The sequence below is a fragment of the Pseudomonas sp. ICMP 8385 genome (assembly GCF_002699915.1).
GTDB classification, from domain to species: Bacteria; Pseudomonadota; Gammaproteobacteria; order Pseudomonadales; family Pseudomonadaceae; genus Aquipseudomonas; species Aquipseudomonas gessardii.
In genome coordinates this window covers 41251-54901 of the sequence record NZ_LKBY01000078.1, presented here as the reverse complement: position 1 = coordinate 54901, position 13651 = coordinate 41251, and the positions used below count along the sequence as shown (strand labels likewise).

Here is a 13651-nt window from a genome sequence, read left to right as displayed (position 1 = left end):
CGACATCAGCTCCAGCCCGCTTTGGTTTTACGGCTGGAGTAGAGCGCCAGCAACACCAGGAAAGAAAACACCACCATGGCCCCGGCCAGCCAGTGGGCCTGGGCGTATTCCATGGCTTCGACGTGGTCGTAGATCTGCACCGAGACCACCCGGGTCTTGTCGGGGATATTGCCGCCGATCATCAGCACCACGCCAAACTCGCCCACGGTATGGGCAAAACCGAGGATCGAGGCGGTGATAAACCCGGGGCGGGCCAGGGGCAGGATCACCGTGAAAAAGGTATCCCAGGGATTGGCCCGCAGCGTGGCGGCGACTTCCAGGGGACGACTGCCGATGGCCGAGAACGCGTTCTGCAACGGTTGCACCACAAACGGCATGGAATAGATCACCGAGCCAATCACCAGGCCGGCGAAGCTGAAGGTCAGGGTGCCCAGGCCCAGCCATTGGGTGAACTGCCCAAGGTAACCATGGGGGCCCATGGTCAGCAGCAGGTAGAAGCCAATCACCGTGGGTGGCAGCACCAGCGGCAGGGCCACGATTGCGCCGATGGGGCCGCGCCACCAGGAGCGGGTGCGCGACAGCCACAGGGCAATCGGAGTGCCGATGACCAGCAGGATCGCCGTGGTCAGCGACGCCAGTTTCAGGGTCAGCCAGATGGCGGAGAAGTCGGCACTCGATAGCGGCATTTACAGTTGATAACCGTAGGATTTGATAATGGCGGCGGCTTTTGGCCCCTTGAGGTAGTCAACCAGTGCCTTGGCAGCCGGGTTGTCCTTGCCTTTGTTGAGGATTACCGCGTCCTGTTTGATCGGGTCATGCATCTGGCCGGGAACGATCCACGCCGAGCCGCTGCTGACTTTGCCGTCTTTATAGATCTGCGACAAGGCGACAAACCCCAACTCGGCATTGCCGGTGGACACAAACTGATAGGCCTGGGTGATGTTCTGGCCTTCCACCAGCTTGCCCTTGACCTGTTCGGCCAGGCCCAGTTTGGCCAGCACCTGGGTGGCGGCGAGGCCGTAGGGGGCGGCTTTCGGGTTGGCGATGGACAAATGCTGGTATTGATTTTTCGCCAGCACCGCGCCCTGGGTATCCACATAACCGTCCTTGGCCGACCACAACGCCAGGGTGCCCACGGCATAGGTAAAGCGCGAGCCCTTGACCGTATCACCTTCGCTTTCGAGCTTTTGTGGGGTGGTGTCGTCGGCGCTGAGGAACACCTCAAACGGCGCGCCGTTCTTGATCTGGGTATAGAACTGCCCGGTGGCCCCGTAGGCGGCGACCAGGGTGTGCCCGGTGTCTTTTTTGAAGTCGGCGGCGATGGCCTGGATAGGGGCGGTGAAGTTGGCGGCGACCGCCACTTGCACTTCGTCGGCCAGGGCCTGCGTGGCGGCGAACAGGGTCACCAGCGTGGCCAGGCACGTTGGGATAAAGCGAGAGGGACTGAACATCAGGAACGGCTCCGCATGAAAGGTGGGGATCGAGACGCCCGACACGGGAGCGGCGCTCTGGGGGCAGGCGCTGTATGTATAGGTATATAGCGAAAAAATGGCAAGGAAAATCAACGGCCCAGGCCTGCCTGGGGATTTGTGGGGGGGCTCGGGCTGACCTTTCTCCACGCGCTTGCCAAACGGCCCCTACAGCCAGGCGCGGTGCAAGCCCTGATAGTTCGCCGTTGTCGTCGCCAATCGTGACGGTGACAGGACTCTGAAGGAACAAGGGCATGGAAAAGGAATACGCCTACATAGACAGTCAGGCAGATGAACGATGGAACAGTGAAGCCTACGTCCGAAACTGGCTTGAACGTGTGCTGGATGCTTCAACGCTTGAGCCCAGTGCCAAGCAACTGATCAACACCCGCTCAATGTTACCGGTGGAGTTCAGGATATTTGATGAGTGGGATGCTGATGACAGTTCGCCGCTTATTGTGGTGCGCGAGGAGGTGCCTTTGTGGCACATCCTCACGGATCGTTACCCCTGGCGCAGCTTTTATGGCAAGGGGCAACGGGAAAGCAATGTGAAGGCGAGCGTGCAGATGCCTGAGTTTTATGGCGCCCTGGCCCAGGAATTGACACCCACGCGGTTTTTTTTGGGCAGTATCCGCATCGCCGGCCAACGCAGTGCGGACGATATGCTCAGGCATCATCTGGGATTGCCGGACAGGGCGGTGCTCAAGACAGAAGTGGTGCTGCTATCGGTGTGGGGCGTGAGCAAGCGCTTGCTGGCAGAGATCTGGTTTGAGGTGACGCCGAGCGAACGGGGGGCCAGCAAATGGCCAAAAATGATCAGTGGGCAGTGGCCAGGCATGCACATAGGGGTCAGGAGTGGGGACCATTTCAGTTATTCCGCAAACGCCGCCCAAAACAGCCTATGGCTCAAGCGCTTCAAAGAACCGGTGTTGGATGTCGACATCGGGATCTACCCACGTTGGGTGCGCAAGCCTTTACCGTTGCCTGGCGATAACATCGAGGCGGATCAGGTTGTGGACGTCACGATCAACAATAGCCCGGGTGGTTCGCGCATAAGGTATGTGATCAAGGTTCCGCCAGCGTTCTGGCCACGGGACCGCTGGTGGTATTACGTGGGGATCTACCTCAGCTACCGTTGCCCGTGGTTGACCTACGGCATGTTGAATCAGGACGGCGTTGTCCGCCCGGCCAGAGACCAGGAAAACAGCTGGTTCTTCAGGTGCGATGCCACGCAGATGGCCGTCGACATTCGTCTGCTGCCCTTTGAGATGGCGCAGTGGACTGAAGACTTTATCTCCGGCAGATCCCTTCCGGTGGCCACCAAGTCCTGGCAAAAATGGGATGCATTGTTGGCGGGGCTTGGGGTGGGGGAATTGACCAGCAGCTATGTCAAGACACTGATCGACCGCAGCCTGGCGAAGTCAGGATTGCCGGTGGCCACCCAGCAGGACTTCAGGGTCCAGACGGCGTTCAGGTACAAGTACCAAGTGGGGCATGCGGTCTATTCGCCGCATTTCACTGCGTATGTTCCGCCTCGATACCGCTACTTCTCATTTAACCAGATCCTGGTGGGCGAGCCTCAGCGCATTGCTTTTTTGCAGGAGACCGTCGCCTCCGTGCAACTGCGCAACCAGGCACTGTCGGCGGCCGAAGTAAAAGCACTGGATGGGTTGAGGGATAGCCTGTTGAGCGAGTTCTTCGCCGATATCAACAACCTGTTTAATGGCGTTGAGTACAAGCAGTTATTCAGTGACACCTGCACTGCGTTGGCCAGGGTCAGGGTCGGTCGGTTCCTGGCCGATGACAACGAGAAAGACCCTGTGTTACGAGAGTGCGCATTTGCTTTTTTGCATGGTGAACTCAAACCCCGGCTGTTGTTGTTTCACGGCAAAGTCATACCCAATGTCTATGTGCTCAAGCACAGCTCGCAAAAGGCCTTGCTGGTATCACTGAACATGGAAGAACTGACATGGGTGACGTGGGAGCCGAGTACCGCAGCCGGCCAGCCCAGTGACGCATTGGTGGCGTTCATGGCGCAGCATCTTCCGTTCCCGGAAAAAACCAGTATCACCCGCAGCGACTTTTATCCCCGGAAGAACCGCTATGGCTACCATTACCGCCGCCATCCGCCTGAGCCGGTGTCGTTTCGCGAGACAGCCGATATCAACAGTGCCTTGCTGCAAGTGGCCATTGATGAAATCAAGCAGCAGATGAATTACGTGGTGTTTTCTTCCAACGAAGAACGCCGAAGGGCACGGACCCAACTGTTCAGGTCGGCCTTGCGAGCGGTCGCCGGCCTGGTGATTGCTGCTGTCGGCACCTTGACGGGGGTTGGCGGGCTGATGCTGGCCGGCGCTGCACGGTTGTTGGCCAATATAGGCGACGCCAGTACCAGTTACTGGCTTGGGCAACAGGCCGACCGCCCTGCGGACTACGCGGCTTATGTACAGGAGTGCAAGTTGGGGGTGCTGCTGGGGCTGGTTGACTTGGGGGCGGATATCACTTTAGTCAGGAGAAAACTGCGGCTGGTCTTGAAGCAATCGACCCAGGCCGCCAAAACCTTTGTTCCGTTGCTGACCCGGCACTCCTCTGCGGACCTGCCCTTCAAGTTGGAACTGGAGAGTGAGTCCGATCTGTTTATGGGCAGCCCTGAAGAGTTGCGCGAACTGCGTGATCGGCTGGAAAAAACATTGCGCGAGGGTTTCAACCTCTCGGCACTGCGCAGTGCGCTTCAAGATTCAAGCACCTCAAGTTATGTGCTATCGAAACAGTGTGCGGACTATTTGCAGAACAAGTCCTGGGACATCCAGGCGATCGGCGTATTGATTTTTGCCGAGCCCCACGATGACCGACCGCGCGGGCATTTTGCGTTGTCTCTCAGGAACCGGGGGGATGCGGCGGTCTTGGATATGGCCATGTCCCGGCTGGACTCCGAGGCCCAAGGGCGTGCCTACTTTGGCTCCTTTGACAGTTGGCAAGAGCAGCTGCGCTCGCTGCTGCCACTGCAAGACAAGCTGGTGGTGTGCAAAGGGTACGAGCATCTTGCCAGGGCCAGCTATGAGATTGATGCAATGTTTCCTTTGGGCATCAGTTGGGGGCATTTTTTCAATACAGGCAACTATCGCCTTATCTCTTTGCCTTCACGGTTTATCCCCTTGCTGGAAAGCCAATTGTCGCGATTGTGGACGGGGGTTTTCCGACAGCGCACCTCCGTGCCCGCGCTCGGCTCAAGTGTCACCGAAGGCGGTCCGGGTGCGTTCAATCAGGACGAACTGCTGATGCAGGTCAGCACGCTCAACGGTTTGATCAGCGAGCCAGAGCAGATACTGCGCGCCAGCATCGGGGTGAGCAATATTGGGGACTTGCGCGTTCAACTGCTGGGCTTTTTACAGGCCTGGCGCGCAGAGGCGATGGAAGGTTACCGCGAACTCATGGACGGCGTGGTCGCTGAAGAGGCGGGGCTGGTGCGCAGTGCGTTGCTGCACCTGGATGCGTTGCAGGTGGGGGTGGACAGCCCGATCGCGGTGACACAAAACGCGGTGGTCGATTGTGTCGACTGGATCGCCACCCGCGCGGGCCAAGAGGATGAACACTGGCGGGGGCTGCTCAAGACAGAGATCGAACGCTATGCCTCGGGTAACCAGGCCAGCCTCGATCTGTGCCTGAGGGCCGTGTTGGACCCATTGCATGCTGCCCTGGCCAAGGGCAAGGAGCGCCAGGTCCATCATCTGCAGCATGCCGATTATGAACAGTTGTCGATCACCAGCGGCCAGCCCCTGTTCGCCATCGGCCTGGAGTTTATCCGTGGAATGCAGGTGGCGCGCCAGGCCGAGGGGTTGTTTGCCTTGATCATGACCTGCCAGCCGTATGAAGACAGCAACGAGCTGTTTGCACGAATTGTGTACGGTATCAGCGCCTTGCGGCAGCAGCGTTTCATGGTGCTCAGCCCGGCACATGAACGCCGGCTCAGCGGGCTTGAAACCGCCGAGCCGGTGCCACTCTAGGCCGGTTGCCGGGTCAACTGGGCGTACGCTTGCGCGGCCAGTTGGCGTGTCAGTTGCGCCGTTGACAGGGCGTGCTTCAGGCCAACGGCCTGGCCTGCCCACAGGCTGCTGAAGCCTGCTTCATCCCTGGCGCGCAGAGGCATCAAGGCACCGCCGGCCAGGGGGAAGGCCGGCGCCGTTGGATTGATTGGCCCAACCTCGCGCATCAGCCGGTTGACAATCCCGCGCGCCGGGCGCCCAGTAAACAGATTGGTCAGGGCCGTCTCGCTGGCCTGGGCGCTGTGCAAGGCCTGGTGGTGGGAGGGCGTGATAGTGGCTTCGGGCGTGAACAGGTAGGCAGTGCCGATCTGCACCGCTGAAGCGCCGAGGGCGAGGGCGGCGACGATCCCCCGCGCATCGCCAATCCCGCCGGCGGCGATCACCGGCACGCTGACCGCATCGACGATCTGCGGCACCAGGGCCATGGTCCCGATCTGGCTGCTAAGGCGCTCGCTGAGAAACATCCCGCGATGCCCCCCGGCTTCATAACCCATGGCGATGATGGCATCGCAGCCGTGCTGCTCCAGCCAGATCGCCTCTTCGACGGTGGTGGCGGACGACAACACTTTCGCCCCGGTGGCCTTGACCCGCTCCAGCAGCGCTTTTTCCGGCAGGCCAAAGTGGAAACTGACCACTTCGGGGCGCAACTCTTCCACCACTTCGCAACTGGCATTGTCGAACGGTGCGCGGTTGGAAACCGGCGTGGGCGCCTCAAAGTCGGCACCCAGCTCACGGTAGTAGGGCTCCAGCAGAGCTTTCCACTGGCGATCATGCTCGGGGTTGGGGGCCGGCGGCTGATGGCAGAAGAAATTGACGTTCAACGGTCCGGTACTGGCCTGGCGAATGGTGCTCAGCGCCTGGCGCAGTTGTTCGAGGCTCAAGGTGGCCGCCGGCATGGAGCCCAGGGCGCCGGCCTGGCTTGCGGCAATCACCATCTGCGGGCTGGTGCTGCCAGCCATGGGCGCCTGGATGATCGGCAGTTCAATGCCCAACAGGTCAAGAATACGGGTGTCTGGCCAGGTGCTCATGGATCGCTTCTCCAGGGTGTAACGCTCAGGAAGGGCTGCCCGGCACTTTTAACAGAGGCCGCCGGGGCAAGGCCAGCCTGTTTTATTCAGTGGACACCGGCGCCTGTTCAGGCGGGGTACGACCCTCGCGCTGGAGCAACTGCTGCTTGCGCTCCACGCCCCAGCGGTAGCCCGACAGATGGCCATCGCTGCGCACCACACGGTGACAGGGAATCGCCACGGCCAGGCGATTGGCGCCGCACGCCTGGGCGACGGCGCGAAAGGCACTGGGCGCGCCGATGCGCTGGGCAATCTCGGCATAGCTGGCGGTGCTGCCCACCGGGATTTCCCGCAGCGCCTGCCAGACCCGTTCCTGGAAGGCCGTGCCGCGCAGGTCCAGGGGCAGGTCCAGGCCCAGGGCGGGTGCTTCGATAAACCCCACCACCTGGGCAATCAATTGTTCAAAACCGGGGTCGGCGCCGATCACATTGGCCTGCGGGAACTGGTCCTGCAGGTCGCGCACCAACCGGTCCGGGTCATCCCCCAGGAGGATCGCGCACACCCCGCGATTGCTCTGCGCTACCAGAATCGCCCCCAGGGAACACTCGCCGACGGCAAAGTGAATATCGTTATGGGTGCCACCGGCCTTGTAGTCGCTAGGCTTCATGCCCAGCAACTGGTCGGCGGACGCATAAAAGCGGCTGTTGGAGTTGAAACCGGCGTCGTACAGCGCATCGGTTACCGACTGATTGTCCTGCAGGTGGGCCCTGACCTTGCGCGAGCGATGGGCGCGGGCATAGCCCCGGGGCGTCAGCCCGGTCAGGGTCTTGAACACCCGGTGGAAGTGGAACGGGCTCAGGCCGGCGCCGTTGGCCAGGTCTTCCAGGGAGGGCAAGGCCTGGGCCTGTTCGATATGGCGGCAGGCGGCGGCGACCAGGTGCGAATGGCGTTGCGCAACCTGGGTCTGGTCGGCCGAGGTGCGCTTATTGGGGCGGTAACCGGCGGCTTCGGCTTGCTGCGGCGTGTCGAAAAACTCGACGTTTTTGCGCAGCGGCTGGCGTGCGCTGCTGCTGGGGCGGCAATACACACCCGTGGTCTTGACCCCGTAGACGAAGCTCAGGTCGGCCGTGGCGTCACGGGCGACAATGGCCGCCCAGCGCAGATCATCTTCAGTGCTCATGGCAGTCGCTCGGCAATGGATCAGTGGCCAGGATAATCATCGGCGCCCGCCCGGACACTCCGTTGCTTGCGGTTGAATTCACCGGGTCAGCCGGCCGTGCGAAACGTCAGGTTGATCCGTTGCGGCCCCATGCGCGGGTGCACGCCTGGCTTGATCGGCTGCACGCCATGGTAGCGCAGGCGATCGACGCCGCCCCAGACCGCCACGTCGCCATGGAACAACGAGATTTTCTGCGTCTTGTCACTGCGCTGATGGCCGCCAAACAGAAACACCGCCGGCAGCCCCAGGGACACTGAAACCACGGGGGCATTGTAGTTGCGCTCGTTCTTGTCCTGGTGCAGCGACATCCGGGCGCCCGGTACATAGCGGTTGATCAGGCAGGCGTCGGGCGCAAAGGCGTCGAAGCCTGCGGCGCTGGCAGCATCGATCGCCAGCTCGCGCAGTATGGGCGGCATGCCCGGCCAGGGTTGCTGGCGTTCGGGGTCAAGCGGGCTGTAGCGATAGCCCTGGGTGGTGGTGGTCCAGCCCAGCTCGCCACAACTGCTTAGGGCCGCCGACATGGTAAAGCCCCCGGGGGTGACCATATGGCGGAAGGGGGACTGGGCCAGGACCGCGCGCAACTCGGGCAAGACACGCTCAAGCCAGGGCAGGGCATAGCCCCTGAGGACGTAGGATTGTTCGCCGATTTGCTCGCGACGGGCCGGTTGTTGCAGGGCCTCGTCGCTGAACAGGTCGCCGGTGGAATGCGGGTCCATGTTGCACAATCACTCCGCTGCTGGTGAGGGTTTACAGGGCCTTGCTCACGGTGATTTCAGTGATTTGGTCACTGGCCTCGTGGATTTTCGCCAAGGCTGCTTGGGCTTCTTCAGTGCTGGCCGACTGCAACTGGGCAAATTCAAAACGGCGTTCGCCGTTGAGTTTGTATTTGATGACGTATTTAGTGGTCTGGTTCACGGGCATTCCTGTGGCGTAAGGCGGCGCAATCAGCTGAGTTTGCTGCTGGTGCGGCGGACAATGCGGATTTTATGGGACAAGGCCGGCTTGCGGGTAACGCTGATGGCACGGCGCGTCACCACATCCAGGGTAATGTTCCAGAACCCGGTGCTGGGGGCGGTGATCTTGGCCGGGAACGTGTCGAATGCGCCACCGTGATAGGTGTGGCGACCGCCATTTTTGAAACTGCGAAAATTCGCATCGCTCATCAGGCGGATATTGCAGGTTTGCGAGCATTCAATGACAACAATGTCCCCTTCGTTCAAGTGTTCACGCTGGTGGATGAATTTCATGGGGGTGTCTCCAGAAGGGCTTTTTCTGAAAAATCAGAACGATACGTAGGTTAAGATGGAGTTTATCAGCCCCAGCACGTTTATTATCGGGTCGTCGTCGACGTCTTCGACAATTTAAAACAGTTATTTACCGATATATCAGGGATAAATCCTACGTGGGCGGGAGAAAAATACCATCTCCGCTGTCGTAGGATCTTTATCGGAGGTTTTGTATGAAGTGGAGTGTATTGGTTCTGGCCCTGGCAATAGGTGGATGTGCTTCGGTGTCGGACATCAAGCAGACACCGCCAACCCTGGCGGTCATCTCCGGGAAAAAACCGCAGGAATACGCGGCCTGTGTGGTGCAGAAACTGTCGTCGACCCGGCGTCCGTCGCAGATCGAGCCCCATAAGGAAGGCGTGCGCGTGATTGTGCCGCAAAAATTCTCGGCTGACCCATCGGCTATTTTCGAGATTGAAGACCGTTCCAGCGGGAGCAGCATCAAGCTCTACGAGAGCATGTCCAATGTGCCGATCCGTCCGGGTGACGTGAAGAAAGCTGCGGAAGACTGTATTTCCGGCTGAGTCCACGCGCCATTCATACGCGATCAACTCCGATCGAAAAGCTCGGCCTGCGCTTGCAGTGCCGGGCTTTTTATTGCCTGAAATTTCCTACGCGGCGGTTGTGACTGTCAGCTCATTACCCTACCATTTGTATGCTTATGCATTGTAGGTCTAAGCATATAACTATAAAAATGGAGTCGTGATGATGTCTGTGGAGAGAGTGTTGATGGGTGGCGCCCTGCTGCTCATGCTCGGCAGCGCGCAGGCGCTGGAAGGCAAAAAGGTATTCAGTGAAGGGGGCGCGCAGCCTGGCGCGGCGGCGTGCATGGCGTGCCATGGCGCCGATGGCCTGGGGTTGGCCGCTGCGGGTTTCCCGCGGCTGGCGGGGTTGTCGGCGGCCTACCTGAGCAAGCAACTGCATGACTTCCAAAGTGGCGCGCGCAGCCACCCGGTGATGACATCGCTGGCCAAGGCGCTGACCGAGGAAGAAATCGCGGCGGTGACCCAGACACTGGCGGCGATGCCGGCGCCGGCCGTGCAAGCCGGCCATCGCAGCGCTACCCCCACCAACCCTGCCGAAAAGCTTGCGCTGCAAGGCGCCTGGGAGCGGTCGATTCCTGCGTGTGTCAGCTGCCATGGCCCGTCAGGTGTCGGCGTTGGCGAAGTGTTCCCGCCGCTGTCCGGGCAGTCTGCCGCCTACCTGGCCGCCCAGCTCAACGCCTGGCGCAGTGGCACCCGGCACAATGATCCCAATGACCTGATGGGGCATGTGGCCAAATCCCTGACGGATGATGAAGTGCAGGGGATTGCCAGCTACTTCGCCGCCTTGCCTGGCCAGGAGGTCAAGCCATGAAGAACCTGTCATTTGCACCCATGCTGGCCGTGTTGATCGGCGGGCCGGTGTTGGCCGCTCCGATTGCCATGGAAGATCAGTCGCAATTGCAGGTGCCGGCGGCCGTTCCCGTCGCCACGGCGTTCCAGCCGCCCCAGGAAAGCGAACTGCCCGACAACGCCTACGGCAAGCTGGTGATGCAAGGCTATGCGTTGTTCGTCGACACCAAGCGCCTGGCCCCGCAGTTTGTCGGCAATGGCCTCAATTGCAGTAATTGCCACCTGGATCAGGGGCGCCTGGCCAATTCGGCGCCGCTGTGGGGGGCGTACCCGATGTACCCGGCCTATCGAAAGAAGAATGACAAGGTCAACACGTTCGCCGAGCGCCTGCAGGGCTGTTTCCAGTTCAGCATGAACGGTGGCACGCCACCAGCGGCAGATAGCCATGAGATTACCGCGCTGTCGGTGTATGCCTACTGGCTGGCGAGCAAGGCGCCATTGGGCGTGGAACTGCCGGGGCGTGGCTACCCCGAGGTGCCGCCACCGGCCAAAGGCTACAACCTGGCGCAGGGGGCCCAGGTGTACAAGGCACAGTGTGCGGTGTGCCATGGTGCCGAAGGGCAGGGGCAGAAGGTAGGCGACAGCTACGTGATGCCACCGCTGTGGGGCAAGGACTCCTACAACTGGGGCGCCGGCATGCACCGGATCAACACGGCGGCCTCTTTTATCAAGCACAACATGCCGCTGGGCAAGGCCGGTAGCTTGACCGACCAGCAGGCCTGGGACGTCGCGGCCTACGTCAACCGCCACGAGCGCCCGCAGGATCCGCGTCTGGTGGACGGCTCGGTGGAGAAAACCCGCATCAAGTTCCACGCCAATGACGGTGTGAATCTGTATGGGCAAACGGTCGATGGCGTACTGATTGGCCAAGGCATCCGTTAAACTATGGGTTGACCACAAAAAATGCCGCGCAAACCCCGGGTTTGCGCGGCATTGTCATTCTGGAAAACCAAGTATGAAACGTGAATGCGTCAGAGAACGGCATGCAGAGGGTCACATCTCTGCGACCCATGTGATCCAAAATCCAGCCAATTCGGGGGAATGGATTGTTTTTTTCAAGAAAAGCGGCGGGCGCAGCTTTTTCCTGGTGGATGACCAGGACGAGGTCGAATCCTTTGAGAAGCTCGATGATCTGATCGACACCATTCGCAGCCTTGGCATCAAGTTCGCCGAGATCCACATGTAGCCGCCTGGGCTATTTGCAGACCACCACCACACTGCGGCCCTTGAAGTTACCCACATCGGCGCCCAGGGTCTTGTCGCTTTCCTTCAGGGCCGGCGTGCCTTCGGTCCCCACGATGCGGTAACCGGTGCCGGCGCAGGAGGCATCGGCTTTTTCATAGCAACTGGCCCAGGAGTTGGCCTCGCCTGAGCAATCGATGGTCAGGCCTTGTTCGCCGTTTTTCAGGTAAATGTCGGAAGTGGTGGTGCAGCCCGCGAGGGCCAGCAGCGAAGTCAGTGCCAGGATCTTGTTCATGAATTGAGTCGTCGTCGTAGGGGTTGGAGGGGCGCTGACACAGTCGTGGGGCGTTGGCGCAAGAGTATAACGAACTGCCACCTGGCGCGCCTGTGACGGTACGCACAAGATGGCTTGCGCCTTGGCCTCCAGGGTGTGTCACGGCACGCCCATCACCAGCACGCCGCTGCCGCTTACGGGTCCCGGGGTAGGCAGGGAGCCGGCTCGCCGGACCAGGGTGAACGTCACATCGTCGCCTCCCACGCTATTGGTGATACGGGACAGGAAGGCGCCACCGACCTGGACTGGCGCTCCACCCCGCACGAGTGCGGTGCCGACATCCGGGTTGCTCATCACCAGCAGATTGGCGTTGAACGACGATGGGATGCCTTTGTAGGTAATGGTTATCGGCGTGGTAATCCCCGGGTCCGGGCAGGCGTAGGTGAGCCTGCGGTCTCGGCGGATGGTGGTGGTCAGCGGATCGGTGCCGATAGCCCTTTGGTGTACATCGCCGAAGTTGATCTCGATCGGGTTGTTATTGTTGATCGTGCAGGTTGACGGGGAGATGGTGAAGTTGTTGGCCGCCGTATACGTGACCGTGAGTTGCGGCCGGGTGGCGTCGAAATTATTTGAACTGGTGAGGCGTAACAGGCCGAGGGTGTCGCCTGTCCGCACGTCGATTGGGTTGGTTGGATCGTTACGCACCAGGATGTAGGGGGTGATATTGATCGGGTAGCCGACCCCGTTGTTGGGCATGGTCGCCACCCGTATACCCGCCGGGACCGGGGTATTGAGGAACGCGCCATTGATGCGCAAGCCGCTCCTTTCGGCGGTGAATTTGGGGCCGGATGTCCAAGGCGTCCCTGAGGCATTCCCGGTTTCCCAGTAGTCCTCACCCCAAACCGGGCCTGCTCCTGCGGTAAATCGGCATTCGAGCCGAGCGCCCTCCATCAGAATCCTCACGCGATCTGTATCGAGTCGCACTTCTACGGGGACGGTCAGATGGGTGACACGCGCCCACTCACCGCCATTGACCCGACAATCGACAGCCCGTGCGGTCGTACTAACGCTGATCAACAGGAGAAGCCCAATGGCTCCAAAGAGTCGTTTCATTTTGATCTCTCGTTGCTTCTGTAGGCAGGGCCAGGCCAGCGAACAAACAGTCCGTGCAAACCTGGCTGACCTGAAAGCCTGTGAGTTTGGTTTTTGAGCGGATGAATTACGGATAATCCAGCGTAAAAGTGGAGGTCACGGTGTAGGGACCATGGCCAATGGTCTGATCCCGGATGGCATTCGGCTCACCCTGGACGTAGGCCTTGAGCTCGATGACATTGCTGCCATCACTCAACACCTGTTCGTCGCTGACGGTATTGAGCGGCAAAGGCTTATTGCCCGGTGTCTCGATGCCCACGCCAATACCCGAGGCGCCACTCCCGGCATCCAGCGCAAGCAGCCCGGGCAGCGCCGGGTTTTCCCGGCCGCCGAAGGTGATGGTGACGGTGTTGCCGACCGTGGTGTTGCAATCTTCCAGGTGCAGCTTGAAACCCTTGCCCTGGGAGCGCGTGTTGATATACAGGTGCTTGCTGGTCAGGTCCCAGAGTTCCAGGGTGATTGCCTCGTCGCCGGGGCGGATAGTGCAGGCTTCTTCAACCAGGTTGCCCTTTATGCGCAGGTTGTCTGCCGCCAGCCCCTTGGGGATCAGGCCGACGCTGAGCAGCAAGGCCAGCCCGGCCCTTGGCCATCCTTTATGCATCATTTCATGTCCCATGGACGGATC

The 13651-nt window shown here is 60.6% G+C and carries 15 protein-coding genes; 5 read left to right on the top strand and 10 right to left on the bottom strand.

From position 1 onward, the window contains the following. Positions 1-5: 5 nt before the first annotated feature. On the bottom strand, positions 6-686 hold the full coding sequence (gene modB, locus AO268_RS08330) for a molybdate ABC transporter permease subunit (protein ID WP_038441011.1): 681 nt from the start codon (positions 684-686) through the stop codon (positions 6-8). Beyond that, positions 687-1451, bottom strand: a complete 765-nt coding sequence (modA, locus tag AO268_RS08325; protein WP_076961125.1) for a molybdate ABC transporter substrate-binding protein — start codon at positions 1449-1451, stop codon at positions 687-689. A 272-nt stretch (positions 1452-1723) separates the two neighbouring features. Here modA and AO268_RS08320 point away from each other — a divergent pair, with 272 nt between their 5' ends. Then, positions 1724-5473, top strand: a complete 3750-nt coding sequence (locus AO268_RS08320) for a hypothetical protein (RefSeq protein WP_099168397.1) — start codon at positions 1724-1726, stop codon at positions 5471-5473. Here AO268_RS08320 and AO268_RS08315 read toward each other — a convergent pair. The 5 genes from AO268_RS08315 to AO268_RS08295 all read right to left on the bottom strand — a co-directional run bounded on the left by AO268_RS08315 (position 5470) and on the right by AO268_RS08295 (position 8985). Next, complete coding sequence (locus tag AO268_RS08315; RefSeq protein ID WP_099168396.1) at positions 5470-6540, bottom strand: NAD(P)H-dependent flavin oxidoreductase; 1071 nt, start codon at positions 6538-6540, stop codon at positions 5470-5472. The genes AO268_RS08320 and AO268_RS08315 overlap by 4 nt on opposite strands. Positions 6541-6622: 82 nt before the next feature. Continuing rightward, the gene (gene ada / locus AO268_RS08310; protein ID WP_099168395.1) at positions 6623-7699 is read right to left on the bottom strand and encodes a bifunctional DNA-binding transcriptional regulator/O6-methylguanine-DNA methyltransferase Ada; all 1077 of its coding nucleotides are present in this window, start codon (positions 7697-7699) and stop codon (positions 6623-6625) included. Between the two features lie 86 nt (positions 7700-7785). Beyond that, positions 7786-8454 carry a DNA oxidative demethylase AlkB gene (gene alkB / locus AO268_RS08305; protein ID WP_099168394.1) on the bottom strand — a complete coding sequence of 223 codons (669 nt, stop codon included), beginning with the start codon at positions 8452-8454 and terminating at the stop codon, positions 7786-7788. 31 nt (positions 8455-8485) lie between these two features. Beyond that, entirely contained in the window at positions 8486-8653 is a 168-nt protein-coding gene (locus AO268_RS32670) for a hypothetical protein (RefSeq protein WP_162493895.1), read from the bottom strand. 29 nt (positions 8654-8682) lie between these two features. Continuing rightward, on the bottom strand, positions 8683-8985 hold the full coding sequence (locus AO268_RS08295; protein ID WP_034105160.1) for a DUF1883 domain-containing protein: 303 nt from the start codon (positions 8983-8985) through the stop codon (positions 8683-8685). 212 nt (positions 8986-9197) lie between these two features. Between AO268_RS08295 and AO268_RS08290 the strand changes: the two genes are divergently transcribed. From AO268_RS08290 to AO268_RS08275, 4 genes are all read left to right on the top strand, one after another. After that, the gene (locus AO268_RS08290) at positions 9198-9548 is read left to right on the top strand and encodes a hypothetical protein (RefSeq protein WP_029294633.1); all 351 of its coding nucleotides are present in this window, start codon (positions 9198-9200) and stop codon (positions 9546-9548) included. Positions 9549-9729: 181 nt separating this feature from the next. Then, entirely contained in the window at positions 9730-10380 is a 651-nt protein-coding gene (locus tag AO268_RS08285) for a c-type cytochrome (RefSeq protein WP_099168393.1), read from the top strand. Further along, positions 10377-11300, top strand: a complete 924-nt coding sequence (locus tag AO268_RS08280) for a c-type cytochrome (protein WP_076960773.1) — start codon at positions 10377-10379, stop codon at positions 11298-11300. The genes AO268_RS08285 and AO268_RS08280 overlap by 4 nt, the downstream gene beginning before the upstream one ends. A gap of 73 nt (positions 11301-11373) precedes the next feature. Further along, a complete protein-coding gene (locus tag AO268_RS08275; protein ID WP_076960774.1) occupies positions 11374-11604 on the top strand; it encodes a hypothetical protein in 231 nt (76 codons plus the stop codon). 9 nt (positions 11605-11613) lie between these two features. Here the strand turns inward: AO268_RS08275 and AO268_RS08270 are convergent, their stop codons facing one another. From AO268_RS08270 to AO268_RS08260, 3 genes are all read right to left on the bottom strand, one after another. Then, positions 11614-11895 carry a hypothetical protein gene (locus AO268_RS08270; RefSeq protein WP_076960775.1) on the bottom strand — a complete coding sequence of 94 codons (282 nt, stop codon included), beginning with the start codon at positions 11893-11895 and terminating at the stop codon, positions 11614-11616. A 138-nt stretch (positions 11896-12033) separates the two neighbouring features. Next, complete coding sequence (locus tag AO268_RS08265; protein WP_076960776.1) at positions 12034-12987, bottom strand: fimbrial protein; 954 nt, start codon at positions 12985-12987, stop codon at positions 12034-12036. Between the two features lie 106 nt (positions 12988-13093). Next, positions 13094-13642 carry a fimbrial protein gene (locus AO268_RS08260; RefSeq protein WP_076960777.1) on the bottom strand — a complete coding sequence of 183 codons (549 nt, stop codon included), beginning with the start codon at positions 13640-13642 and terminating at the stop codon, positions 13094-13096. Positions 13643-13651 lie beyond the last annotated feature (9 nt).